We start from the raw sequence: 23,248 nt of genomic DNA, 5'->3' as shown, positions 1-23,248 counted from the left end.
AGTAGAAGCTAATGCCATCTAAATGGTGCTTTATGGTTAAATATAAGTAAATATATTGTTGCAACAAATGCGAAAACTGTTGTACTTATTAAGTAACAGCGGTAGTTCCCGGCAGTGATAGTCAGTCACTATGGAGATCGCGGATGGTAACGTCCTGTACTGGACAATGTTTTGTTAAGCAACGCTCCACCACTCGCGGAGATTTCTCCTCCGGTAGTCATCTCGTCACTCTGTATTTTTACCCACTTCCTTTCTTTATTCGTGTTACCGACGCCTTTAACGGTGCGCGTAGCCGTTTTCGGTGTTATTTCCAAAAGCAAACTATGGCTTACAAGGAAGCCAACCCTCTGATGTTCGTGCGCATAATCGCGCTGCCAACGGCGCGTGTGATGAATACAAACAACTCAAGGTGCTCTCCATGGGAAGACAAAAAGCAGTGATCAAAGCTCGTCGCGAGGCAAAACGTGTGCTGAGACGGGATTCGCGCAGCCATAAACAGCGTGAAGAAGAATCGGTCACCTCGCTTGTGCAGATGAGCGGCGTAGAAGCCATTGGCATGGCTCGCGACAGTCGCGATACCTCGCCAATCCTCGCGCGAAATGAAGCGCAATTGCACTATCTGAAGGCTATTGAGAGTAAGCAACTGATATTCGCCACGGGCGAAGCCGGGTGTGGTAAAACCTGGATCAGTGCGGCAAAAGCGGCAGAAGCCCTGATACATAAGGATGTCGACAGGATTATCGTCACCCGTCCTGTTCTGCAAGCCGATGAAGATCTTGGCTTCTTACCTGGAGATATTGCAGAAAAGTTTGCTCCTTATTTTCGTCCGGTCTACGACGTGCTGGTTCGGCGGTTGGGCGCTTCCTTTATGCAATACTGCCTGCGGCCGGAGATAGGGAAGGTCGAAATCGCGCCGTTCGCCTATATGCGTGGACGTACATTTGAAAATGCGGTCGTCATTCTTGATGAGGCGCAGAATGTGACTGCCGCACAAATGAAAATGTTTTTAACCCGTCTGGGGGAGAACGTGACGGTTATTGTTAACGGAGATATTACACAGTGCGATTTACCTCGCGGTGTGCGCTCCGGCTTAAGTGACGCGCTGGAACGTTTCGAAGAAGATGAAATGGTCGGGATTGTCCGATTCGGTAAAGAGGATTGCGTACGTTCGGCACTTTGCCAACGTACGCTACATGCCTATAGTTGAGAGTTTTAATGGTACAAAGCCCTGGCGTGGAGTGCACCCCAAAAGTTGGACACCCAACTGAGTAAGGTGCAGTCCACTCACTGCGTTCGCGGACTGTCGCCAGTTGTCGAACCCCTGTCGGGGCTTCTCATCCCCCCGGTGCGTGCAATATGCGAAAAAAAAGCCCGTACTTACGTACGGGCTCTTCTTAAAAGATGGCGGTGAGGGGGGGATTCGAACCCCCGATACGTTGCCGTATACACACTTTCCAGGCGTGCTCCTTCAGCCACTCGGACACCTCACCAAATTGTCGTTCCTGTCTTGCTGGAACGGGCGCTAATTTAGGGAAATCACGGCCTGAGGTCAACAAACTTTTTTAAAAAATAGCGCGTTTATTCAAACTTCAATCAATCTGCGCTTTTAGTAAGCAGAGTTTGCTTTTTTTGCCACCGGTAGTGGATTTGTTATGCTGAGGTGCTTGTAGATCATAATGATAAGTGCGGGTAAATTCCGCACAACCGCTTTCGGGAGTCAGTATGGATATCATTTTTTATCATCCTGTGTTCGATACCGCCTGGTGGATTGATGCACTGGGTAAAGCTATTCCTCAGGCCAGAGTCAGAGCATGGAAAACCGGTGATAATCATCCTGCGGATTATGCTTTGGTCTGGCATCCGCCTGTTGAAATGTTGGCAGGTCGTGACCTTAAGGCCGTGTTCGCATTGGGTGCCGGTGTTGATTCGATTTTGAGTAAATTACAGACGTACCCTGAAATGCTGAAACCGTCTATTCCGCTTTTTCGTCTGGAAGATACCGGTATGGGCGAGCAAATGCAGGAATATGCTGTCAGTCAGGTGCTCCATTGGTTCAGACGTTTTGACGATTATCGAGCGCAGCAAAATGCTTCGTTTTGGCAACCTCTGCCTGAGTATCAACGGGAAGATTTTACTATCGGCATCCTGGGGGCTGGCGTATTAGGCAGTAAAGTCGCACAGAGCTTGCAGACCTGGCGTTTTCCGCTGCGTTGCTGGAGCCGTAGCCATAAAAGCTGGCCCAGTGTACAAAGTTTTGCCGGAACTGAAGAGTTGGGCAAATTTTTGAGTCAATGTCGTGTATTAATTAATCTGTTACCGAATACGCCTGAAACCGTCGGCATTATTAATCAACAATTATTAGAAAAATTACCGGATGGCGCATATCTCCTCAACCTGGCGCGTGGCGTTCATGTGGTAGAAGATGACCTGCTTGCGGCGCTGGATAGCGGTAAAGTTAAAGCGGCGATGCTGGATGTTTTTAATCGTGAACCTTTACCGCCTGAAAGTCCGCTCTGGCAACATCCACGCGTGACAATAACACCACATGTTGCAGCCATTACCCGACCCGTTGAAGCGGTGGAGTACATTGCTCGCGCCATTACACAACTCGAAAAAGGGAAGACGGTCAGCGGACAAGTCGACCGTGTACGAGGCTACTAATAAACCATACGGATTCCTGCTATCCTTGGCGGGAATTGAATACAGGAGAGAGTTATGTATCCCGTCGACCTTCATATGCATACCGTTGCCAGTACACATGCATATAGCACATTAAGTGATTACATTGCCCAGGCCAAACAGAAAGGCATTAAACTTTTTGCGATCACCGATCATGGCCCTGATATGGAAGATGCACCGCATCACTGGCACTTCATTAATATGCGTATCTGGCCGCGAGTCGTCGATGGGGTGGGGATCCTGCGTGGCATCGAAGCCAATATCAAAAATATTGATGGTGAAATTGATTGCAGCGGCAAAATGTTTGACTCGCTGGATCTGATCATTGCTGGTTTTCATGAACCGGTTTTTGCGCCGCATGATGAAGCTACGAATACTCAGGCCATGATTGCCGCGATGGCGAGTGGGCATGTGCACGTGGTTAGCCATCCCGGAAATCCACGATATCCAATTGATTTTAAAGCTGTTGCTGAAGCTGCTGCTAAGTATCAGGTGGCGCTGGAAATCAATAACTCCTCATTCTTACATTCGCGTAAGGGCAGTGAAGATAACTGCCGTGCGGTTGCCGCTGCGGTGCGCGATGCCGGAGGTTGGGTCGCGTTAGGATCGGATTCTCATACCGCTTTTACCATGGGCGATTTTGAAGAATGCCGTAAGATCCTCGACGCAGTGGATTTTCCGGAAGAGAGAATATTGAATGTTTCGCCACGCCGTTTGCTGAATTTCCTTGAATCTCGCGGTATGGCGCCGATTGCGGAATTTGCTGATCTTTAATTGCTATTAACGGAAATAAATTAATGAACGAGTTTTCTATCCTGTGTCGTGTGCTGGGTTCGCTCTATTACCGTCAACCGCAGGATCCTTTACTGGTTCCGCTGTTTACCTTAATTCGTGAAGGGAAACTGGCGGCGAACTGGCCGCTGGAACAGGATGAATTGCTGGCGCGTTTGCAGAAAAGCTGTGATATGGCGCAAGTTTCTGCCGATTACAATGCATTATTCGTCGGTGATGAATGCGCAGTTTCACCTTATCGCAGCACCTGGGGTGAGGGCGCCACAGAAACAGAAGTCCGTACTTTCCTTTCCGAACGCGGTATGCCGTTAGCGGATACGCCAGCCGATCACATTGGTACTTTGCTGCTGGCCGCTTCCTGGCTGGAAGATCAGTCAACAGAGGATGAAAGCGAAGCTCTGGAAACACTGTTTAGCGAGTATCTGTTGCCCTGGTGCGGCGCATTTCTCGGTAAAGTTGAGGCTCATGCGACTACACCGTTCTGGCGCACCATGGCACCGCTAACCCGCGATGCAATCAGCGCAATGTGGGATGAACTTGAGGAAGAATCAGAGGAATAAATGTGATCGGAATCACTCATTACTGCAATCTATATATAGCTGTTGCATAAAATGTGTGCTCGATCTCATTCATAGTCGCGTTTTCTGCTATCATGCGCGGCATGAACATACTTCTCTCTATTGCAATCACAACAGGCATTCTCTCCGGTATCTGGGGCTGGGTGGCTGTTTCCCTTGGCTTACTTAGCTGGGCAGGTTTCCTGGGCTGTACGGCCTACTTTGCCTGTCCGCAAGGTGGGCTAAAAGGGCTGGCTATTTCCGCTGCAACACTGCTTAGCGGCGTGGTGTGGGCGATGGTTATTATTTACGGCAGTGCTCTGGCACCACATCTGGAAATTCTCGGTTATGTCATAACCGGTATTGTCGCTTTTCTGATGTGTATTCAGGCGAAACAGGTATTGTTGTCGTTTGTTCCGGGGACGTTTATTGGCGCATGTGCGACGTTTGCCGGGCAAGGGAACTGGAAGCTGGTGCTACCTTCGCTGGCGCTTGGGCTGGTGTTTGGTTACGCAATGAAAAACAGCGGTCTTTGGCTGGCGGCGCGCAGTGCTAAGTCCGCTCACCGTGAGCAACAAGTCAAAAATAAAGCGTGAGGAGCACTCACGCTTTAGATTGAATCGTAAAGGGCCGGAATAAACTCCGGCTTTTTATGTATCAGGATTCCGGTGGTACTGATAAGTGACGGTATTTCACCAGAATGTCATTCTGCCGCTCTGATTTATTCTGCAAATCCCACAAGCCACGGTCGATGCCGTCGTTAATCAGGAAGATAACGCCTGTTTCGATGGCGGACATTAGACAGAGCATAACCGGTTCGTTAGAGGTATAACCCACTTCCCCTTCCAGTAACCGCTGGTAGTCAATAAAGCGGAAGACACCCGCCTGGACTTCATAGGAAAGGATCGTCTTACTGGTGTTCACCGAAGAGAGGATCTCACCGGTACTTACATTGACGACGCGCAGGTTCACGGCAATCTGATCAAGTTGGTATTGCGTATCTGCACCAATACCAAAATATCTCGCCCCAACACCGCCCGATTTGACGTTGCTTTCATAACCAATAATAGAGCCTTCAACCATGATATTGGCTGCGGTCAACGATTGAAGCGGGATTCGGTTGTTTACCGCGACAGTGCCGTTTTCCTGTGCCGCACGAATAATCTTGCGTTCGTTGAGCAGGTTTTGTAAGCCCTGACGTTCCAGCGGTATAAACCAGCGAGAATCTTTCAATGCCGTGACCAGCATCGCAGTGGCGCTTTGCGGAACAGCAGTGGAGAAGTTACTCGCCGGGTAGGGTTTAAATTGCCCGGTTTCGTCCTGAATGTTGTATACCGAAACAAAGATCTTACCCGTTGGCGCTGGCAGGTGGGTCAAATCTTTGTAGCTCTGGGCACGAGGCATTAATGTCGGTCTGGCGGCTTCTTTAGGTGGGGCGGTTAAGCATCCGCTCAGCAACATGACGGCAACCAAAACAAATAAGCGCTGCATGATTATTTTCCTTATGAAGCTGGGGCTTAAAAATCGGTTGAGTTATTTTGTAAACCCGAAACCTGGATGGTCGAGGTTTGTCCTGTCTTGCGATCCGTCACATTCAACTGCAATTGACCATCGCGGTTGGCAATATCAACAATATATTCATTGGTTACCATTCTCCCTGGCTGACCCGTGTTAATATTCGACAACAGTCCACCTAAAATTTGGGACTGAATGGCCTGAGTAAAGTTATCTAACGCCGATGGCGTTTCAATACCAAAGTCATCGTCATAGCTCGGATCTTTATACGAGTTCTGCGCCTGGGCACTATTTAATAAAAAAGCGCCGTTATTCGGGTTACCACCAAAGTTTGGATTGCGGAACTGGAAAGTCATATTTCCTGCCCAACTTAATGGTGAAATAAGCATGAGTAGAACTACTGCATGTTTGACACGCATTGCAGCCTCCGAACAATTTTTTATTTAAAATTCATCATGCGCCAAATCGCCCGTACTCAATAACGCCTGATTTATCTGGCGACGATTTAGTGCTTCTTCAGTTTGAATCAGTGCAAAGACAACAGTTTTCTCGAAGTCTCTTTTCAATGGGAATAAAAATGTCTGGAAAATAACGTCCTGATTCACCGTTATTGTGATCCAGCTTCCCCATCGTGCACTGGGTCTTTCATTAATTGTTAAGTTACCGGTGTAGTCACTTTCCCATTTATCACTAAAGGCACGGTAAAAATCATGGCCAATAGAGGAAACAGTATGGTCAGTTAACAATCCCGGTACTTCTACTTCAACGGCGTGAACATTTCCCGCAGCGAAGAGAAGTTCTACTGCTACAATCCAGCATAAATAACGTTTCATGGCTTTATCGCCTGAGGTTATCGTTTGCCCATGAGACCGCTTGTGTTCGGTTTTTAACTGCTATCTTTTTGAAAAGATTATAAAGATGCGTTTTTACCGTGTTTTCGCTGATGAACAGCGAACGAGCAATCTCGTTATTGGAGGCGCCGATACGCAGCTTATTAAGGATCTCTTTTTCCCTATGAGTAAGGAGGGCAGATTCCGTGCTGTTATAACGATAGTTACCGGAATGTGTAATCAAGTAACTGGCAAGCTTTTGCGTAAAGTAGCATTCACCACGTAAGACGCCTTGCAACCCATTGACTACGCGTTCTTGATCCTCCATGGCGTAAAAAACACCATTGATATGCGGCCAGTTTTCAATGTCGCGGTACGGGTAATCATCTGGAGTATTTAACAACAGCGTTTTAATGTTGTTGTGTTTTCTGCTTAATGTATCCTGCCAGTAATGAATGAGCTTTTTATCTGCTTCCATCATATCCAACAGAATAATGCAGCCAGAAGATATATCGTCCAGAGAACGTTGAATATTATGCAGTTTTCCTGTGATTGCCAGCGATTGTTTTAAATGCTGCAATAACGCGGTCGCCTGCAAAGAAGGTTTAGTGATCAACAGTAATGTATGACCATGAATACTATGGACTTCATTAAACATGATGAAACCCCGCTTTTTTTATTAATCGCACACCTGACAGCTGCCTTTATAAAATAGAGGCACCAGAAGTACTGACAGATGTTGCACTGCTGTGTGTAGTAATAAATCAACCCTAAATGGGTAAAATATAAAACTAATGGATTACATCTGATTTCAATCTAGCCATTACAAATCTTAAATCAAGTGTTAAACGTGTAACAAAATGTAACCTGGAATTTTAAAATGTTAACGCGGCGTGGTTGTGGAGTTTAGAATTGATAGAAAAGTTGTACATATGGCTTTTATTGCACAATTTTAAAAAGTCATACAAATTACGCTAAGTCCATAATTATCCATATAAAAATTATTTTCACATAGTTCTTTTGTCGTGTGAAAATTTCTTACTTTCTCTGATGTTGCCCATGGACAATTTTTTGCCGTAAAAAGACGATGTTTGTCACGGCTTGTCAAACAGACATATCGACGTAATCTTCGCGAATCATGAAGGAAGGCTGACTGTCGATTTTTTGCTGTCAAAAAACGGTACTTTAAAAGAAAACAAAATAATTTTTGCGTAAATAACAGCGTATTTGCGCGAGTTTTAATACTTTGGTATGAACAAAAAAAGCAAAATACAACGCACGGGTGAGTTATTAAAAATATTTCCGCAGACATACTTTCCATCGTAACGCAGCGTTAACAAAAAACGGTTTGCGTTAACAACCAAGTTGAAATGATTTAATTTCTTAAATGTACGACCAGGTCCAGGGTGACAACATGAAAAACAAATTGTTATTTGTGATGTTAACAATACTGGGTGCGCCTGGGATTGCAGCCGCAGCAGGTTATGATTTAGCTAATTCAGAATATAACTTAGCGGTAAATGAATTGAGTAAGTCTTCATTTAATCAGGCAGCCATAGTTGGTCAAGCTGGTACTAATAATAGTGCACAGTTACGGCAGGGAGGCTCAAAACTTTTGTCGGTTGTTTCGCAAGAGGGTAATAGCAACCGGGCAAAGATTGACCAGACAGGAGATTATAACCTTGCATATATTGATCAGGCGGGCAATGCCAACGATGCCAGTATTTCGCAAGGCGCATATGGTAATACTGCAATGATTATCCAGAAAGGTTCTGGTAATAAAGCAAATATTACGCAGCATGGTACTCAAAAAACGGCAATTGTAGTGCAGAGACAGTCGCAAATGGCTATTCGCGTGACACAACGTTAATTTCCATTCGACTTTTAAATCAATCCGATGGGGGTTTTACATGAAACTTTTAAAAGTAGCAGCAATTGCAGCAATCGTATTCTCCGGTAGCGCTCTGGCAGGTTCTATTCCTCAGTACGGCGGTGGCGGCGGCAACCACGGTGGTGGCGGCAATAACAGCGGCCCGAATTCAGAGCTGAATATTTATCAGTACGGTGGCGGTAACTCTGCTGTTGCATTGCAGGCTGATGCCCGCAACTCTGATCTGACTATTACCCAGCACGGCGGCGGTAACGGCGCAGACGTAGGACAAGGTTCTGATGACAGCTCAATTGAACTGACCCAGCGTGGCTTCGGTAACAGCGCCACTCTTGATCAGTGGAACGGTAAAAACTCTGAAATGACTGTTAAACAGTTCGGTGGTGGCAACGGTGCAGCAGTTGACCAGACTGCATCTAACTCCAGCGTCAACGTAACTCAGGTTGGCTTTGGTAACAACGCGACCGCTCATCAGTACTAATACAGAATTTGTATGACAGAAACAGGGCGCAAGCCCTGTTTTTTTTCGGGAGAATAGTATGAACGCGTTATTACTTCTCGCGGCACTTTCCAGCCAGATAACCTTTAATACAACCCAGCAAGGTGACATGTACACCATTATTCCTGAAGTTACTCTTACGCAATCATGCTTGTGCCGGGTTCAGATATTGTCACTACGCGAAGGCAGTTCGGGACAAAGTCAGACGAAGCAAGAAAAGACCCTTTCATTACCCGCTAATCAACCCGTTGCCTTGACGAAGTTGAGTTTAAATATTTCCCCGGACGATCGGGTGAAAATAGTTGTTACGGTTTCTGATGGACAGTTACTTCATTTATCACAACAATGGCCGCCCTCTTCAGGAAAGTCTTAATGTATTAATAGTTGAGCATAAAACGAGCCGGAAGAGAACGGTCTGATGCGAATCGACCAACCTGAAAGCATGGATAACCCCCTCAAGGATGATTAATCATTGAGGAAACAGAATAGATGTTCAGACCGTTGTTAAACACCCTTATGCTCGGCAGCCTGGTTTTTCCTTTCTTTGCAACAGCGGAAAGCAATGCGCAAGGTGGCGTGATTCATTTTTATGGTCAAATCGTGGAACCCTCGTGTGACGTGAGCTCCCTGCAAACGCCAGTTGAAATGACCTGTATGCAAAATGGTCCAGTACAGAGCAAAACGTATTCCAGCAAAGAGTTAATGAGTGGCAAAGTTAAAAATGCGCAAATTGCCTCAGTAAAAGTGCAGTATCTTGATGAGCAGAAAAAGCTGGCTGTGATGAACATCGAATATAACTAAGTTTCTGAACTACTCACGTTGCTGACAAGAAAAATGCGATTTACCTAAAAACACTGCTGTACACTTAAGAAACAAGAGGGTGTAAGGAGGCGTTATGAAATCGCGTATTCATGTTGTGCAGGGTGATATTACTAAACTAGCCGTTGATGTTATTGTTAATGCGGCTAATCCGTCATTAATGGGGGGCGGCGGCGTTGATGGCGCTATTCATCGCGCAGCCGGCCCGGCGTTGCTGGATGCCTGTTTGAAAGTTCGCCAGCAACAGGGCGATTGCCCCACGGGACATGCAGTGATTACTCTTGCGGGCGATCTCCCTGCCAAAGCTGTTGTGCATACCGTTGGGCCTGTCTGGCGCGGTGGCGAACAAAACGAAGACCAGTTATTGCAGGATGCCTATCTCAATAGTCTACGACTGGTAGCGGCGAACGGCTATGCGACAGTGGCATTTCCTGCCATCAGCACCGGCGTTTATGGTTACCCGCGTGCTGCAGCGGCTGAAATAGCAGTAAAAACCGTTTCAGAATTTATTACCCGTCACGCTTTGCCTGAGCAGGTATACTTTGTCTGTTATGATGCAGAAAATGCCCACCTCTACGAAAGACTCCTTACCCAACAAGGAGATGAATGATTTGCCCCGGCTGGCGAGCGCGGTGCTGCCGCTGTGCTCGCAACATCCTGGGCAGTGCGGCATTTTCCCCCTTGATAAAAGTCTGGATGCGTTTGCTGCACGATATCGTCTGGCAGAAATGGCGGAGCATACGCTGGATGTTCAGTATTACATCTGGCAGGACGATATGTCGGGGCGATTGCTGTTTTCGGCTCTGTTAGCCGCAGCGAAGCGTGGCGTTCGCGTCCGTTTGCTGCTGGATGACAATAATACTCCCGGTCTTGATGATATTTTACGCTTGCTCGATAGTCACCCGCGTATTGAAGTTCGACTTTTCAATCCTTTCTCTTTTCGCTTGTTACGTCCGCTTGGTTATATCACCGATTTTTCCCGCCTCAATCGTCGTATGCACAATAAAAGTTTTACCGTCGATGGCGTGGTAACGCTGGTGGGCGGGCGCAACGTTGGCGATGCCTATTTCGGCGCGGGAGAAGAGCCACTTTTTTCAGATTTAGATGTCCTGGCAATAGGGCCGGTTGTTGAGGATGTTGCCGATGATTTTGCCCGCTACTGGTATTGCAAATCAGTTTCACCGTTGCAGCAGGTGCTGGATGTTCCCGATGGCGAAATGGCTGACCGTATTGAGCTACCTGCGTCCTGGTACAACGACACCGAGGCACATCGCTATTTGTGCAAAATGGAGTTAAGTCCGTTTATAAATCAACTGGTTGACGGAACATTGCCGCTTATCTGGGCAAGAACGCGTTTATTAAGTGATGATCCGGCAAAAGGGGAGGGCAAGGCAAAACGGCATTCACTGTTACCGCAGCGCCTGTTCGATATCATGGGCTCCCCCAGCGAACGTATTGATATTATCTCTTCCTATTTTGTGCCAACGCGCGCGGGAGTGGCGCAGCTTTTACGAATGGTCAGAAAAGGGGTCAGGATAGCTATCTTAACCAATTCACTTGCCGCTAACGATGTCGCTGTCGTTCATGCCGGGTATGCTCGCTGGCGCAAAAAATTGCTCCGCTATGGCGTTGAGTTATATGAACTGAAACCGACGCGGGAACAAAGCAGCACGTTGCACGATCGCGGTATAACTGGTAGTTCCGGCGCAAGCCTTCATGCTAAAACATTCAGTGTCGATGGCAAAATAGTGTTTATTGGCTCATTCAATTTCGATCCGCGTTCAACGCTGCTCAATACTGAAATGGGCTTCGTGATAGAGAGCGAAACGCTGGCACAATTAATCGATAAACGCTTTATTCAGAGCCAGTATGATGCGGCCTGGCAGCTCCGTCTGGATCGGTGGGGACGAATCAACTGGGTCGATCGCCATGGGAAGGAGGAAATTATCCTCAAAAAAGAACCCGCCACCAGTTTCTGGAAGCGGGTTATGGTCAGACTGGCGTCAATATTGCCCGTTGAATGGTTATTGTAAGTATGGTTTAGCGAGCTGGCGCTTTGTCATTCTCGCGTTTTACGATCGGTTTGCCGGAGAACAAAAACTTCAACAACGGAATGCGTAAATGAATTTCGTACAGAATTATCGCAATCCCTACCACAAATATCAGACCGCAGAGGAAACCCAGCAGATTTGATGTAATGTGCGGAGTGATGTAAGCACCGAAAAAGAGCGTTAACGGGTGGTGAACCAGATAAATAAATAGCGACGCGTTTACAAAATAGGTTACCCGCGCTGACTGGAAATTAAGCAAACGGTGGCCAAAGGAGAAGACCACATTCACCATCCACAGGCCGAGCACCATCGTGATCACTGACTCGGTTTCATACATCCAGGCATCGCCGCTGCCGTAGCGTTGATTGAGCAAATAAGCAACAAATGCCAGTGCTGCCGCGAGAGTGCATCCACGAGACGGTGTGGTAAACAAGGCTTTTAGATTAGGAAAAATGAAAGCCAGCGCACCGAGAATAAAGAACGGCATATAAAACAGCGTCTGCATGAAAATAAAATTGAACATGCCATCGCTTAAAATGGGTGGATAAACGATAAATAGCGTTCTTCTTATTGCTGCATAGCCAGTTCCCAGACAGAAAAATAGTATCGATAGCTTAACCATCGAGAAAGTTTTATTTGTTTTATCTGAATTTTCTAAATTATTTCTTATTCGTTTAAATATCCACACGCAAAGTGTCGTCATAACGACCAACACCAGTAAAAACCACAGGTGTGAAATTAACTCCCAGGCCAGAGTATTATATTTGTCATACAATGATAGCCCAGGCCAGCTTTCCGCTTTGCCCTTGACATATTGCAGCATAATGAATTGCGGCAAGGTGAGCAGGGGAATAGCCGTTAACATCGGGATCCCTACGCGTTCAACGCGCACTTTCCACCATTTTTTCAACGGGTAGCGCAAAAACAGCATGTAGGAAAAATATCCGGAAATAACGAAAAATACCTGCATACGGAAGGCGTGGATGAAATCGTTAAAAAGCGTCAGCCACCATGACGGTTCTGCGCTATTCACATGCCAGGTGTGGCTTGAATAGATTAAAGAAATATGAAAAGGGATCCCTAACAACATCAACCATGCGCGGATGGAGTCGAGGAAATATTCACGCTGCGCGGGTACTGGATTCATATATGGTTAACTAATCTCGGATTTTTCGTCTTATCCCCGCCGGGTAATGCCTTTAGGCTTTTGCCGTAACGACACTGACCTGCTGCATGAGGTGCAGGCTTCAAATGTGTTTTTGCGCGGCATAGCCGCAATCACTAACCAAAATGGAAGCGCCTGTAAGACGGTTGATAAATAAATTTGCCGGCAAACCCTACACGAACTCGCTCCTTCTGTCTTTAGGATAAGCACGGAAAGTGAAAACGGTTGCAATCAGGTGCTTAATCCATGAGCCGGCGCGCTGAATAATACCGGGATTCTGTTGTCGGAATGGCTGGTTATCCATTAAAATAGATCGGATCGATATAAGCACACAAAGGGGGAAGTGCTTACTTATTATGAAACATAAACTACAAATGATGAAAATGCGTTGGTTGAGTGCTGCAGTAATGTTAACCCTGTATACATCATCAAGCTGGGCCTTCAGCATTGACGATGTCGCAAAGCAAGCTCAATCCTTAGCCGGGAAAGGCTATGAGGCGCCTAAAAGTAACTTGCCCTCCGTTTTCCGCGACATGAAATACGCGGACTATCAACAGATCCAGTTTAATCATGACAAAGCATACTGGAACAATCTGAAGACCCCATTCAAGCTCGAGTTCTACCATCAGGGTATGTACTTCGACACACCGGTCAAAATAAATGAAGTCACTGCAACGGCAGTAAAAAGAATCAAATACAGCCCGGATTATTTCACTTTCGGCGATGTTCAGCATGACAAAGACACGGTAAAAGACCTTGGTTTTGCCGGTTTTAAAGTGCTTTACCCGATCAACAGCAAAGATAAAAATGATGAAATCGTCAGCATGCTCGGGGCCAGCTATTTCCGCGTGATTGGCGCAGGTCAGGTTTACGGTCTTTCTGCCCGAGGCCTGGCTATTGATACCGCTTTGCCATCAGGTGAAGAATTTCCACGCTTTAAGGAGTTCTGGATCGAGCGTCCAAAACCGACCGATAAGCGTTTAACGATTTATGCGTTGCTTGATTCGCCGCGTGCGACAGGCGCTTACAAGTTCGTTGTTATGCCGGGACGTGACACGGTTGTTGATGTGCAATCGAAAATCTACCTGCGCGATAAAGTCGGCAAACTGGGCGTTGCGCCGTTAACCAGTATGTTCCTGTTCGGGCCGAACCAGCCATCTCCGGCGAATAATTATCGTCCGGAATTGCACGACTCCAACGGTCTGTCTATCCATGCTGGTAACGGTGAGTGGATCTGGCGTCCGCTAAACAACCCGAAACATCTGGCGATCAGCAGCTTCTCGATGGAAAACCCGCAAGGCTTCGGTCTGTTGCAGCGCGGCCGCGATTTCTCCCGCTTTGAAGATCTCGACGATCGTTACGATCTCCGTCCAAGCGCGTGGGTGACACCGAAAGGGGAGTGGGGCAAAGGCAGCGTTGAGCTGGTGGAAATTCCAACCAACGATGAAACCAACGATAACATCGTCGCTTACTGGACGCCGGATCAGATACCGGAACCAGGTAAAGAGATGAACTTTAAATACACCATTACTTTCAGCCGTGATGAAGACAAACTTCACGCGCCTGATAACGCCTGGGTGCAGCAGACGCGTCGTTCAACGGGGGATGTGAAGCAGTCGAACCTGATTCGACAGCCTGACGGCACTATCGCTTTTGTGGTCGATTTTACTGGCGCAGAGATGAAAAAACTGCCAGAGAATACACCGGTCACTGCACAAACCAGCATTGGCGATAATGGTGAGATTGTAGAAAGCACGGTGCGCTATAACCCGGTCACCAAAGGCTGGCGTCTGGTAATGCGTGTGAAAGTGAAAGATGCCAAGAAAACCACTGAAATGCGTGCTGCCCTGGTGAATGCCGATCAAACGTTGAGTGAAACCTGGAGCTACCAGTTACCTGCCAATGAATAAGACAACCGAGTACATTGACGCAATGCCCATCTCCGCAAGCGAGAAAGCGGCATTGCCGAAGACTGATATCCGCGCTGTTCATCAGGCGCTGGATGCTGAACACCGAACCTGGGCGCGAGAGGATGACTCCCCGCAAGGGTCGGTAAAAGCACGTCTGGAACAAGCCTGGCCAGATTCACTCGCTGATGGACAGTTAATTCAAGACGACGAAGGGCGCGATCAGCTTAAGGCAATGCCGAAAGCAAAACGTTCTTCTATGTTCCCCGATCCGTGGCGTACTAACCCGGTTGGTCGTTTCTGGGATCGTCTGCGTGGGCGCGATGTGACGCCGCGCTATCTGGCGCGATTGACCAAAGAAGAGCAGGAGAGCGAGCAAAAGTGGCGTACCGTCGGCACCATCCGTCGTTACATTCTGCTTCTTCTCACTCTGGCGCAAACCGTCGTCGCTACCTGGTATATGAAGACCATTCTGCCTTATCAGGGGTGGGCGCTGATTAATCCAGTTGATATGGTCGATCAGGATTTGTGGGTTTCCTTTATGCAGCTTCTGCCTTACATGCTGCAAACCGGTATTCTGATCCTCTTCGCTGTTCTTTTCTGCTGGGTGTCAGCCGGTTTCTGGACGGCGTTGATGGGCTTCCTGCAACTGCTTATTGGGCGCGATAAATACAGTATTTCCGCTTCAACCGTTGGCGATGAACCGTTAAATCCGGAGCATCGCACAGCATTGATCATGCCTATCTGTAACGAAGACGTGAATCGCGTTTTTGCAGGTCTGCGTGCAACGTGGGAATCCGTGAAAGCGACTGGTAATGCCAAACACTTTGATGTTTATATCCTGAGTGACAGCTACAACCCGGACATCTGTGTAGCAGAACAAAAAGCCTGGATGGAGCTGATCGCCGAAGTGCAGGGCGAAGGCCAGATTTTCTATCGCCGTCGCCGCCGTCGCGTGAAGCGTAAAAGCGGTAACATTGACGATTTCTGCCGTCGCTGGGGTAGCCAGTACAGCTACATGGTGGTGCTGGATGCGGACTCGGTGATGACCGGTGATTGTTTGTGCGGTCTGGTGCGCCTGATGGAAGCTAACCCGAACGCCGGGATTATCCAGTCGTCGCCGAAAGCGTCTGGTATGGATACGCTATATGCACGTTGCCAACAGTTTGCGACCCGTGTCTATGGGCCATTGTTCACTGCCGGTTTGCATTTCTGGCAGCTCGGCGAGTCGCACTACTGGGGGCATAATGCGATTATCCGCGTGAAACCGTTTATCGAGCACTGCGCGCTGGCGCCGCTGCCTGGTGAAGGATCATTTGCGGGTTCAATCCTTTCGCACGACTTCGTGGAAGCCGCACTAATGCGCCGTGCAGGCTGGGGGGTATGGATTGCTTACGATCTCCCTGGCTCTTATGAAGAACTGCCGCCTAACCTGCTTGACGAGTTAAAACGTGATCGCCGCTGGTGCCATGGTAACCTGATGAACTTCCGTTTGTTCCTGGTTAAAGGGATGCACCCGGTTCACCGCGCGGTGTTCCTGACGGGCGTGATGTCTTATCTTTCCGCACCGCTGTGGTTTATGTTCCTTGCGCTCTCTACCGCATTGCAGGTCGTGCACGCGCTGACCGAACCGCAATACTTCCTGCAACCACGGCAGTTATTCCCGGTCTGGCCACAGTGGCGTCCTGAACTGGCGATTGCGCTGTTTGCCTCGACGATGGTGCTGCTGTTCCTGCCGAAGTTGTTGAGTATTTTGCTTATTTGGTGCAAAGGGACTAAAGAGTATGGCGGCTTCTGGCGAGTTACGTTATCGCTGCTGTTAGAAGTGCTGTTCTCCGTGCTGTTGGCGCCGGTGCGTATGTTGTTCCATACGGTATTCGTGGTTAGCGCCTTCCTTGGCTGGGAAGTGGTGTGGAATTCCCCGCAACGTGATGACGACTCTACCTCCTGGGGCGAAGCGTTTAAACGCCACGGCTCACAGTTGCTGCTGGGGTTAGTGTGGGCGGTCGGTATGGCGTGGCTGGATCTGCGTTTCCTGTTCTGGCTGGCACCGATTGTCTTCTCGCTGATTCTGTCACCGTTTGTTTCGGTGATCTCCAGCCGTACAACCGTTGGGCTGCGCACGAAACGCTGGAAACTGTTCCTGATCCCGGAAGAGTATTCACCGCCTCAGGTACTGATCGATACCGATCGTTTCCTTGAGATGAACCGTCAACGTTCTCTCGACGATGGCTTTATGCATGCAGTGTTTAATCCGTCGTTTAACGCTCTGGCAACGGCAATGGCCACTGCGCGTCACCGCGCCAGTAAGGTGCTGGAAATCGCCCGTGACCGCCATGTTGAACAGGCGCTGAACGAGACGCCAGAGAAGCTGAATCGCGATCGTCGTCTGGTGCTGCTAAGCGATCCGGTGACGATGGCTCGTTTGCATTTCCGCGTCTGGAATTCCCCGGAGAGATATTCTTCATGGGTGAGTTACTACGAAGGGATAAAGTTGAATCCACTGGCATTGCGTAAACCGGATGCGGCTTCGCAATAAAAGTGTAGATACCTGCAATATATTGAATTTGCAAGGTTTCGTAGGCCGGGTAAGGCGTTCATGCCGCATCCGGCAAAAACAACAAGCATTTTGTCAGCAATAAAAATACCGGCGTTATGCCGGTATTTTTTTACGGAAGAGGGTTCAAATGCGTTTCATCGTAGTCAGCATCATGGTTACCTTGCTGAGTGGTTGTGGCAGCATCATTAGCCGCACCATACCGGGACAGGGGCATGGCAACCAATATTATCCCGGCGTGCAATGGGATGTACGTGACTCCGCATGGCGCTATGTCACAATCCTTGATCTCCCTTTCTCTTTAGTCTTTGATACCTTACTGCTACCGATCGACATTCATCACGGAGCATATGAGTAATTAACGCTCATCCCACTCATCTGCTGCTGCGCGTCCTTCTTCGGTATCCAGCGGTGGTTCAAGCTGAAATTCACCTTCGTCCCATTCATGCAGGGTATTTTCTTCCTGCCATTCCTGGCGGATTTCAATCTCATCATAGTCGCCATCAAAGATGCTTTGTGCGGCTTCTCCACTGAACATTGGCAGGCATTCACCTTCTTCGCCCTCATCGGCTAAAAACTCAACCTGCCACATAATGTCGCCATCTTGCAGAATATATTTCTGGACATTGAACTGTTGCACATTCGCTTCTTCGGCGTCGATGCCGGGGTTGTCAGCAAGAAATTCTTCGCGTGCGGCATCAATGGCTTCTTCAAGCGTTGCGTACATAGTCATCACGACTCTCCCTTTGATTTGCTGAGGTGTTCAGGGAAAGAATAGCTGATTCTCCGCTTTTGCAAGTATGAAAGGCGAAAAATCAGTTCGATACCTGGGGGAGTCGGCGACGGCGCAGGCTGTTCCACGAATAGACCGCGTTAAACAAAACGACTCCGGCGGTAACCAGAAATACAGCACGAAAGCCGTAGTGTGCTGAAATAGCTGCGCCCATCAACGGCCCCGTAACGTTGCCAATATCGCGAAACGACTGGTTATAGCTGAAAATGCGTCCGGCGATTTGGTTGGTCGAATTATAAACCAGCAACGTTTGTACGGCTGGGAGCAGAGCGCCGTCTGCGGCGCCGAGCAAAAAGCGTAAAATCCCCAGTTGCAGTGGTGTCTGGACATAAGACATTGGGATCAACAGCAGCACAGAAAAGATCAGCGCAGTTATCAGGATCTTTTCTGGCCCGATACGATCGCCAAGTTTACCAAGTCGTGGAGCACTTAGCAGTGCAGCCACGCCGGGCACGGAGGCGATCATGCCACTAATAAAGGCGATATTACTGACATTTCCTGCCAGTTCGCGGACATACAGCGTCAGGATTGGTGCGATAGATCCAGTAGCAATCTGGATAATTAATGTTGTGACAAACAGGCTAAGTACCAGTTTCGGATTTTTAAGCGATGTTACGACTTCCCGCATGTGCAGCATCTCTTTTTTGCTGACGGGCTGGAATTTTTCTCTGATACAAAACAGGGTGACGAAAAAGCAGAGTATGAGCACACTGGCGGTAATAAAGAATACCGGACGTAAGCCGTAGTTATCAGCGAGTAAGCCACCAGCCATCGGGCCGAGCAACGCGCCGCTAACGCCGCCGGTGGAGAGCGTGCCCAGCGCCCAGCCGCTTTTATTACGCGGTACTTGTGTGGCGATAAGAGCATTGGCGTTGGGGACAAATCCGCCAAGCAAACCAAGCAGCGCCCGCAGAATCAAAAACTGCCAGATATTTTGCGCCAGCCCCATCAGCACCATCACGATGCCCATGCCGAGAGCAGAACGCAATAACATGATTTTTCTGCCTTTGCGGTCGGCAAGCCCGCCCCAGAAAGGGGAGGCGATGGCGGAAAATAAAAAGGTAATACTGAAGACAATCCCCGACCACATATTCAGCGCGCTGTGGCCGGTGATGCCAAGTTGCTCAACGTAGAGGGGTAAGAATGGCATCACCAGACTGAAGGCGGCACCGGTAAGAAAACAACCTAGCCAGGCAACGATCAGGTTTCGTTTCCAGTTTATGGGGGTGTCATTTTCACAGAGTGACATAGCAATCCGCTGTTGGTGCGCCAGGCGCGGTGATTAAAAGAAGAAAAAGTAAGCACACTAATTATGCGCCTGACTTATAGGTGACGCAATGTACAGAGCTTTTATCGCTAAATCAGGAGGATTTGTAGTGGTAATGCCGGATGCAGTTCGAAACATCCGGCAAGGGAGATTTAATAGCGTGAAGGTACGCCTTCCGGGCGCGTTTTAAAGCGACGATGTAGCCACATATACTGTTCCGGTGCCATCATGATGCATTTTTCGACCACTTTATTCATCCATGCAGCGGTGATTTCAGCGTTATCCAACGGAGGTGAACACTCTGGCGGCAGCATGATCAACTGATACCCTTTGCCGTCTGGCTTACGACGCGGAACAAACGGCACCAGGCACGCACCAGACATTTTCGCCAGCATCCAGGTGCCACTGGTGGTCGCCGCCTGCTCAACAGCAAACAGCGGCACGAAAACACTTGAGCGCGGGCCGTAATCATGATCTGGCGCATACCAGACCACTTCGCCTTTCTTTAGTGCCCGGATCATTCCTTTTAAGTCTTTGCGATCAAGCATCGACTTATTCGAACGCAGGCGCCCCCAGGTTTGCAGCCAGTCGAGCAACGGATTATCGTTTGGGCGATAGACGCCGATACCCGGTTCCTGCATACCAAATTGCCTTGCGCCCAGCTCCAGCGTCAGGAAATGGATGCCGACCAACAGAATGCCGCGCTTTTGCGCCTGCACGTCACGGATATGTTCCATGCCAATCACTTCCGTCCAGCGGGCAATTCGACGATCTGACCAGAACCACGCCATGCCGGTTTCCATCAACCCCATCCCAACGGATTCGAAATTCTTCACCATCATTTCATGGCGTTCTTGTTCGCTCATCTCCGGGAAGCACAGTTCCAGGTTGCGATGTACAATTTTGGCGCGACGTTTCATAACATGTAACGCCAGTTTTCCTAATCCACAACCGAGACGGTAGATGACCGGGTAGGGCAATTGCACGACCAACCAAAGTACGCCAATACCCAACCAGGTTAACCAATAACGCGGATGAAGCAGTGCGGTGGAGAACTTGGGTAGATTCGTCATATAAATCCTGTCTTTCAACCTATACGGGCAATTGTATGTATTGTCGCATTTTTTCGTCCGCAACCAAAATTTGTGACCGAAGACTGGGCGAAATTACCGCGTATGTAAATCATTAATAATTTTTAATGCGCAAATGTAGCGTAAAATGTATGGATGTTAATTGTCGATAATTGCTATATCATGCTGCGGATTTTTACTTTCCCACCCTGCAGGAACCGTACACCATGCCAGTGTTACACAACCGCATTTCTAATGACGCGCTGAAAGCCAAAATGCTGGCCGAGAGCGAACCACGTACCACCATTTCGTTCTATAAATATTTCCACATTACCGATCCCAAAACGACCCGCGATGCTTTATATAAACTATTTACCGCGTTGAATGTCTTTGGGCGGGTCTATCTGGCGCATGAAGGGATCAACGCACAAATCAGCGTACCGGCGAGCAACGTAGAGACATTTCGCGCACAGCTTTATGCTTTTGATCCTGCTTTAAACGGTTTACGTCTGAATATTGCGCTGGATGATGACGGGAAATCCTTCTGGGTACTGCGCATGAAGGTACGCGATCGCATTGTTGCCGACGGTATTGACGATACTCACTTTGATGCCAGCAATGTTGGTGAGTATCTGCAAGCGGCGGAAGTGAACGCCATGCTTGACGATCCCGATGCACTATTTATCGACATGCGTAACCACTATGAGTATGAAGTGGGGCACTTTGAAAACGCGCTGGAAATTCCGGCAGATACCTTCCGTGAGCAGCTGCCAAAAGCAGTCGAGATGATGCAGGCACATAAAGATAAAAAAATTGTGATGTACTGCACCGGCGGCATTCGTTGTGAAAAGGCCAGTGCCTGGATGAAACATAACGGATTCAATAAAGTCTGGCATATTGAAGGCGGGATTATTGAATACGCTCGTAAGGCGCGTGAACAAGGTTTGCCTGTCCGCTTTATTGGTAAAAATTTTGTTTTTGACGAGCGGATGGGCGAGCGGATCTCTGACGAAATTATTGCGCATTGTCATCAGTGCGGCACACCTTGTGACAGCCATACCAATTGTAGAAATGATGGCTGTCATCTGTTGTTTATCCAGTGTCCGGCATGTGCCGAGAAATTCAAGGGCTGTTGTAGTGAGATTTGCTGTGAAGAAAGCGCATTACCGCCAGAAGAACAGCGCCGCCGTCGTGCCGGGCGAGAAAATGGCAATAAGATCTTTAATAAATCGCGTGGACGGCTGAACACGACGCTGGTCATTCCTGAGCCAACAAAATAAACATTCGTGCCGGATGCGCGTCATCCGGCAACATCTATGCATTACTTCTGCTGTACACCTTCCACCGAAATAATCAGATCAACCTCCTGCGAAGCTGGACCTAAATCAGTCTTAATGTTGAAGTCTTTCAGCTTAATTTTGCCTTCTGCCTCGAAGCCCGCACGTTTACCGCCCCACGGATCGTCGCCCTGACCAATCAATTTTGCTTCCAGCGTTACTGGTTTGGTTACGCCATTGAGTGTCAGATCGCCCGTAATATCCAGCTCATCACCGTCTTTCTTCACGCTGGTAGAAGTGAACGTCGCCTGCGGATATTTTGCGGTGTTGAGGAAATCTGCGCTGCGAAGATGCTTATCACGTTCGGCGTGATTGGTATCGACGCTGGTGGTGTTAATTGTCACATTCACTTTATCAGCAGCTGGGTTCTTTTCATCAAAGGTAAAAGTACCGTCGAAATCTTTAAAGGTGCCATATAACCAGCTATAGCCAAGATGCTGGATGCGGAAATTGACAAAGGCGTGCTGACCTTCTTTGTCAATTTTGTAATCGGCGGCGACAGCTGAACCGGCAGAGAACATCAGGGAAGCGAAGGTTAAACCAAGCAGGCTTTTTTTCATTTTATACTCCATAGTCAGATGACGATTTTCCCAGCATACGCTTCAGGGTGTCGTCTTTATCGATGAAATGATGCTTCAGGGCCATAAATCCGTGCATAACGGACAGTACGACGACGCTCCACGCTAGCCAAAAATGCAGGGCACCGGCTAAGTCAGCCTGTGCGCCAGCATCGGCAAGGGTCGCGGGGATGTCAAACCAGCCAAAAACGCTGATTGGTTTGCCATCGGCGGTCGAGATGAGATAGCTGCTGATGCCAATGGCGAAGAGCAAAAGGTATAGCGCGAGATGTCCAATTTGTGCGCCGAGACGCGTCATGGTCGAATAACTTTGCAACGGACCAGGTGGTGGGGATATAACACGCCACAGAATGCGTATAACCAGCCCCATCATGAGCAGAATACCGACGCTTTTATGCAGCTCTGGTGCTTTGTGATACCAGCCATCGTAATAACTGAGTGTTACCATCCATAGCCCTAAAGCAAACATGCAGTAGATAATGATTGCACTCAGCCAATGAAAGGTCATTGATATAACACCATAGCGTTTGGGGGTATTTGTAAGGGACATCAGTGCATCCGAAACTTATTTGCGAAAGAATGAAAATGGCGCGTTGGAGAATGAATTGCAACTTAAAAATAACAATTCAAATGATATTTATTTTTATTTCAATAATTTTGATTTAATAATGAAAGAATCTTCATAAGTTTAGTGGTTTCAGGATGAGGTATGTCTGGGGAATGAAGTTAAGAGAGACATAGCTTATTCAATTTTTCACACCAAATGAAAGAGAGATTAAGTTTTTGTCAATTTATGTCAGTGCTGCGTGGTTAAAAATAAATCACGTAGATCAGATCCATAATGGCCAATAATCCCCACAGAAAAAGATAAAGCATCAGATGCTCGCGAATATTATTGATGAGATAGTTCAACAGCCGACGCATTAAATACTCCTGTAAAAACG

At 48.1% G+C, this 23,248-nt stretch carries 26 protein-coding genes and 1 tRNA gene; 15 read left to right on the top strand and 12 right to left on the bottom strand.

All coding sequences use genetic code 11. From position 1 onward, the window contains the following. Positions 1 to 418: 418 nt before the first annotated feature. Complete coding sequence (gene phoH, locus FC814_RS00325) at positions 419 to 1,207, top strand: phosphate starvation-inducible protein PhoH (RefSeq protein ID WP_000533536.1); 789 nt, start codon at positions 419 to 421, stop codon at positions 1,205 to 1,207. 195 nt (positions 1,208 to 1,402) lie between these two features. Here phoH and FC814_RS00320 read toward each other — a convergent pair. Continuing rightward, a tRNA-Ser gene (locus FC814_RS00320) sits at positions 1,403 to 1,490 on the bottom strand. 232 nt (positions 1,491 to 1,722) lie between these two features. Here FC814_RS00320 and ghrA point away from each other — a divergent pair. The 4 genes from ghrA (at position 1,723) to FC814_RS00300 (ending at position 4,624) form a co-directional block, all read left to right on the top strand. Then, positions 1,723 to 2,661, top strand: a complete 939-nt coding sequence (ghrA, locus tag FC814_RS00315) for a glyoxylate/hydroxypyruvate reductase GhrA (RefSeq protein ID WP_137325346.1) — start codon at positions 1,723 to 1,725, stop codon at positions 2,659 to 2,661. A 54-nt stretch (positions 2,662 to 2,715) separates the two neighbouring features. After that, positions 2,716 to 3,453: a phosphatase gene (locus FC814_RS00310; protein ID WP_000283652.1), complete on the top strand. Its 738-nt coding sequence runs from the start codon at positions 2,716 to 2,718 to the stop codon at positions 3,451 to 3,453. 23 nt (positions 3,454 to 3,476) lie between these two features. After that, the gene (gene ycdY, locus FC814_RS00305) at positions 3,477 to 4,031 is read left to right on the top strand and encodes a molecular chaperone YcdY (RefSeq protein WP_137325345.1); all 555 of its coding nucleotides are present in this window, start codon (positions 3,477 to 3,479) and stop codon (positions 4,029 to 4,031) included. 101 nt (positions 4,032 to 4,132) lie between these two features. Beyond that, complete coding sequence (locus FC814_RS00300) at positions 4,133 to 4,624, top strand: DUF1097 domain-containing protein (RefSeq protein WP_032147879.1); 492 nt, start codon at positions 4,133 to 4,135, stop codon at positions 4,622 to 4,624. 61 nt (positions 4,625 to 4,685) lie between these two features. On the opposite strand, the gene csgG is transcribed toward FC814_RS00300, so the two are convergent. From csgG to csgD, 4 genes are read right to left on the bottom strand one after another with little or no spacing between them, the layout of a single operon-like run. After that, complete coding sequence (gene csgG, locus FC814_RS00295; protein ID WP_001189336.1) at positions 4,686 to 5,519, bottom strand: curli production assembly/transport protein CsgG; 834 nt, start codon at positions 5,517 to 5,519, stop codon at positions 4,686 to 4,688. A 26-nt stretch (positions 5,520 to 5,545) separates the two neighbouring features. Beyond that, complete coding sequence (csgF, locus tag FC814_RS00290; protein ID WP_001264078.1) at positions 5,546 to 5,962, bottom strand: curli production assembly/transport protein CsgF; 417 nt, start codon at positions 5,960 to 5,962, stop codon at positions 5,546 to 5,548. A gap of 24 nt (positions 5,963 to 5,986) precedes the next feature. After that, positions 5,987 to 6,376, bottom strand: a complete 390-nt coding sequence (gene csgE, locus FC814_RS00285) for a curli production assembly/transport protein CsgE (protein WP_000833234.1) — start codon at positions 6,374 to 6,376, stop codon at positions 5,987 to 5,989. Positions 6,377 to 6,380: 4 nt separating this feature from the next. Then, a complete protein-coding gene (gene csgD / locus FC814_RS00280; protein WP_000481491.1) occupies positions 6,381 to 7,031 on the bottom strand; it encodes a biofilm master transcriptional regulator CsgD in 651 nt (216 codons plus the stop codon). A 756-nt stretch (positions 7,032 to 7,787) separates the two neighbouring features. Here csgD and csgB point away from each other — a divergent pair. The 6 genes from csgB to clsC all read left to right on the top strand — a co-directional run bounded on the left by csgB (position 7,788) and on the right by clsC (position 11,612). After that, positions 7,788 to 8,243: a curli minor subunit CsgB gene (gene csgB / locus FC814_RS00275; protein ID WP_010345644.1), complete on the top strand. Its 456-nt coding sequence runs from the start codon at positions 7,788 to 7,790 to the stop codon at positions 8,241 to 8,243. Between the two features lie 40 nt (positions 8,244 to 8,283). Then, complete coding sequence (gene csgA / locus FC814_RS00270) at positions 8,284 to 8,742, top strand: curli major subunit CsgA (RefSeq protein ID WP_000771421.1); 459 nt, start codon at positions 8,284 to 8,286, stop codon at positions 8,740 to 8,742. 58 nt (positions 8,743 to 8,800) lie between these two features. Continuing rightward, entirely contained in the window at positions 8,801 to 9,133 is a 333-nt protein-coding gene (gene csgC, locus FC814_RS00265; protein WP_137325344.1) for a curli assembly chaperone CsgC, read from the top strand. A gap of 116 nt (positions 9,134 to 9,249) precedes the next feature. Beyond that, positions 9,250 to 9,561, top strand: a complete 312-nt coding sequence (locus tag FC814_RS00260) for a type 1 fimbrial protein (protein WP_137325343.1) — start codon at positions 9,250 to 9,252, stop codon at positions 9,559 to 9,561. A 94-nt stretch (positions 9,562 to 9,655) separates the two neighbouring features. After that, positions 9,656 to 10,189 (top strand): O-acetyl-ADP-ribose deacetylase, encoded by a 534-nt coding sequence (gene ymdB / locus FC814_RS00255; protein ID WP_000842234.1) that lies wholly within the window; start codon positions 9,656 to 9,658, stop codon positions 10,187 to 10,189. After that, on the top strand, positions 10,131 to 11,612 hold the full coding sequence (gene clsC, locus FC814_RS00250) for a cardiolipin synthase ClsC (protein ID WP_137325342.1): 1,482 nt from the start codon (positions 10,131 to 10,133) through the stop codon (positions 11,610 to 11,612). The genes ymdB and clsC overlap by 59 nt, the downstream gene beginning before the upstream one ends. A gap of 7 nt (positions 11,613 to 11,619) precedes the next feature. Here the strand turns inward: clsC and mdoC are convergent, their stop codons facing one another. Further along, on the bottom strand, positions 11,620 to 12,777 hold the full coding sequence (gene mdoC, locus FC814_RS00245; protein ID WP_105281000.1) for a glucans biosynthesis protein MdoC: 1,158 nt from the start codon (positions 12,775 to 12,777) through the stop codon (positions 11,620 to 11,622). A 392-nt stretch (positions 12,778 to 13,169) separates the two neighbouring features. Between mdoC and mdoG the strand changes: the two genes are divergently transcribed. The 3 genes from mdoG (at position 13,170) to FC814_RS00230 (ending at position 17,617) form a co-directional block, all read left to right on the top strand. Then, positions 13,170 to 14,705: a glucans biosynthesis protein MdoG gene (gene mdoG, locus FC814_RS00240; protein ID WP_137325390.1), complete on the top strand. Its 1,536-nt coding sequence runs from the start codon at positions 13,170 to 13,172 to the stop codon at positions 14,703 to 14,705. Further along, positions 14,698 to 17,241: a glucans biosynthesis glucosyltransferase MdoH gene (gene mdoH / locus FC814_RS00235; RefSeq protein ID WP_071995174.1), complete on the top strand. Its 2,544-nt coding sequence runs from the start codon at positions 14,698 to 14,700 to the stop codon at positions 17,239 to 17,241. The genes mdoG and mdoH overlap by 8 nt, the downstream gene beginning before the upstream one ends. Before the next feature lie 148 nt (positions 17,242 to 17,389). Then, positions 17,390 to 17,617 (top strand): YceK/YidQ family lipoprotein, encoded by a 228-nt coding sequence (locus FC814_RS00230; RefSeq protein WP_001211109.1) that lies wholly within the window; start codon positions 17,390 to 17,392, stop codon positions 17,615 to 17,617. Here the strand turns inward: FC814_RS00230 and FC814_RS00225 are convergent, their stop codons facing one another. The 3 genes from FC814_RS00225 to lpxL all read right to left on the bottom strand — a co-directional run bounded on the left by FC814_RS00225 (position 17,618) and on the right by lpxL (position 20,392). Next, positions 17,618 to 17,992 carry a MysB family protein gene (locus FC814_RS00225; protein ID WP_000180062.1) on the bottom strand — a complete coding sequence of 125 codons (375 nt, stop codon included), beginning with the start codon at positions 17,990 to 17,992 and terminating at the stop codon, positions 17,618 to 17,620. Between the two features lie 82 nt (positions 17,993 to 18,074). Beyond that, positions 18,075 to 19,301, bottom strand: a complete 1,227-nt coding sequence (gene mdtG / locus FC814_RS00220; protein ID WP_000050573.1) for a multidrug efflux MFS transporter MdtG — start codon at positions 19,299 to 19,301, stop codon at positions 18,075 to 18,077. A 170-nt stretch (positions 19,302 to 19,471) separates the two neighbouring features. Next, the gene (gene lpxL / locus FC814_RS00215; protein ID WP_010345635.1) at positions 19,472 to 20,392 is read right to left on the bottom strand and encodes a kdo(2)-lipid IV(A) lauroyltransferase; all 921 of its coding nucleotides are present in this window, start codon (positions 20,390 to 20,392) and stop codon (positions 19,472 to 19,474) included. A 224-nt stretch (positions 20,393 to 20,616) separates the two neighbouring features. Between lpxL and FC814_RS00210 the strand changes: the two genes are divergently transcribed. After that, positions 20,617 to 21,669: a rhodanese-related sulfurtransferase gene (locus FC814_RS00210; protein WP_105289686.1), complete on the top strand. Its 1,053-nt coding sequence runs from the start codon at positions 20,617 to 20,619 to the stop codon at positions 21,667 to 21,669. Between the two features lie 41 nt (positions 21,670 to 21,710). Here FC814_RS00210 and FC814_RS00205 read toward each other — a convergent pair whose 3' ends face one another. From FC814_RS00205 to FC814_RS00195, 3 genes are all read right to left on the bottom strand, one after another. Next, on the bottom strand, positions 21,711 to 22,286 hold the full coding sequence (locus FC814_RS00205; RefSeq protein WP_000749261.1) for a YceI family protein: 576 nt from the start codon (positions 22,284 to 22,286) through the stop codon (positions 21,711 to 21,713). Position 22,287: 1 nt separating this feature from the next. Further along, positions 22,288 to 22,854 (bottom strand): cytochrome b, encoded by a 567-nt coding sequence (locus FC814_RS00200; RefSeq protein ID WP_137325341.1) that lies wholly within the window; start codon positions 22,852 to 22,854, stop codon positions 22,288 to 22,290. A gap of 260 nt (positions 22,855 to 23,114) precedes the next feature. Beyond that, positions 23,115 to 23,228 carry a YceO family protein gene (locus FC814_RS00195; RefSeq protein WP_001253424.1) on the bottom strand — a complete coding sequence of 38 codons (114 nt, stop codon included), beginning with the start codon at positions 23,226 to 23,228 and terminating at the stop codon, positions 23,115 to 23,117. Positions 23,229 to 23,248: the final 20 nt, after the last annotated feature.

Origin of the sequence: Escherichia sp. MR, from assembly GCF_005280595.1 — a bacterium.
Lineage (GTDB): Bacteria > Pseudomonadota > Gammaproteobacteria > Enterobacterales > Enterobacteriaceae > Escherichia > Escherichia ruysiae.
This window is presented reverse-complemented; position numbering and strand designations above follow the sequence as displayed.

Bases quoted from the DNA above. Each gene is read 5' to 3' on its own strand.
- phoH (WP_000533536.1), top strand. From the start codon at position 419: ATGGGAAGACAAAAAGCAGTGATCAAAGCTCGTCGCGAGGCAAAACGT.
- ghrA (WP_137325346.1), top strand. From the start codon at position 1,723: ATGGATATCATTTTTTATCATCCTGTGTTCGATACCGCCTGGTGGATT.
- FC814_RS00310 (WP_000283652.1), top strand. From the start codon at position 2,716: ATGTATCCCGTCGACCTTCATATGCATACCGTTGCCAGTACACATGCA.
- ycdY (WP_137325345.1), top strand. From the start codon at position 3,477: ATGAACGAGTTTTCTATCCTGTGTCGTGTGCTGGGTTCGCTCTATTAC.
- FC814_RS00300 (WP_032147879.1), top strand. From the start codon at position 4,133: ATGAACATACTTCTCTCTATTGCAATCACAACAGGCATTCTCTCCGGT.
- csgG (WP_001189336.1), bottom strand. From the start codon at position 5,519: ATGCAGCGCTTATTTGTTTTGGTTGCCGTCATGTTGCTGAGCGGATGC.
- csgF (WP_001264078.1), bottom strand. From the start codon at position 5,962: ATGCGTGTCAAACATGCAGTAGTTCTACTCATGCTTATTTCACCATTA.
- csgE (WP_000833234.1), bottom strand. From the start codon at position 6,376: ATGAAACGTTATTTATGCTGGATTGTAGCAGTAGAACTTCTCTTCGCT.
- csgD (WP_000481491.1), bottom strand. From the start codon at position 7,031: ATGTTTAATGAAGTCCATAGTATTCATGGTCATACATTACTGTTGATC.
- csgB (WP_010345644.1), top strand. From the start codon at position 7,788: ATGAAAAACAAATTGTTATTTGTGATGTTAACAATACTGGGTGCGCCT.
- csgA (WP_000771421.1), top strand. From the start codon at position 8,284: ATGAAACTTTTAAAAGTAGCAGCAATTGCAGCAATCGTATTCTCCGGT.
- csgC (WP_137325344.1), top strand. From the start codon at position 8,801: ATGAACGCGTTATTACTTCTCGCGGCACTTTCCAGCCAGATAACCTTT.
- FC814_RS00260 (WP_137325343.1), top strand. From the start codon at position 9,250: ATGTTCAGACCGTTGTTAAACACCCTTATGCTCGGCAGCCTGGTTTTT.
- ymdB (WP_000842234.1), top strand. From the start codon at position 9,656: ATGAAATCGCGTATTCATGTTGTGCAGGGTGATATTACTAAACTAGCC.
- clsC (WP_137325342.1), top strand. From the start codon at position 10,131: ATGATGCAGAAAATGCCCACCTCTACGAAAGACTCCTTACCCAACAAG.
- mdoC (WP_105281000.1), bottom strand. From the start codon at position 12,777: ATGAATCCAGTACCCGCGCAGCGTGAATATTTCCTCGACTCCATCCGC.
- mdoG (WP_137325390.1), top strand. From the start codon at position 13,170: ATGATGAAAATGCGTTGGTTGAGTGCTGCAGTAATGTTAACCCTGTAT.
- mdoH (WP_071995174.1), top strand. From the start codon at position 14,698: ATGAATAAGACAACCGAGTACATTGACGCAATGCCCATCTCCGCAAGC.
- FC814_RS00230 (WP_001211109.1), top strand. From the start codon at position 17,390: ATGCGTTTCATCGTAGTCAGCATCATGGTTACCTTGCTGAGTGGTTGT.
- FC814_RS00225 (WP_000180062.1), bottom strand. From the start codon at position 17,992: ATGACTATGTACGCAACGCTTGAAGAAGCCATTGATGCCGCACGCGAA.
- mdtG (WP_000050573.1), bottom strand. From the start codon at position 19,301: ATGTCACTCTGTGAAAATGACACCCCCATAAACTGGAAACGAAACCTG.
- lpxL (WP_010345635.1), bottom strand. From the start codon at position 20,392: ATGACGAATCTACCCAAGTTCTCCACCGCACTGCTTCATCCGCGTTAT.
- FC814_RS00210 (WP_105289686.1), top strand. From the start codon at position 20,617: ATGCCAGTGTTACACAACCGCATTTCTAATGACGCGCTGAAAGCCAAA.
- FC814_RS00205 (WP_000749261.1), bottom strand. From the start codon at position 22,286: ATGAAAAAAAGCCTGCTTGGTTTAACCTTCGCTTCCCTGATGTTCTCT.
- FC814_RS00200 (WP_137325341.1), bottom strand. From the start codon at position 22,854: ATGTCCCTTACAAATACCCCCAAACGCTATGGTGTTATATCAATGACC.
- FC814_RS00195 (WP_001253424.1), bottom strand. From the start codon at position 23,228: ATGCGTCGGCTGTTGAACTATCTCATCAATAATATTCGCGAGCATCTG.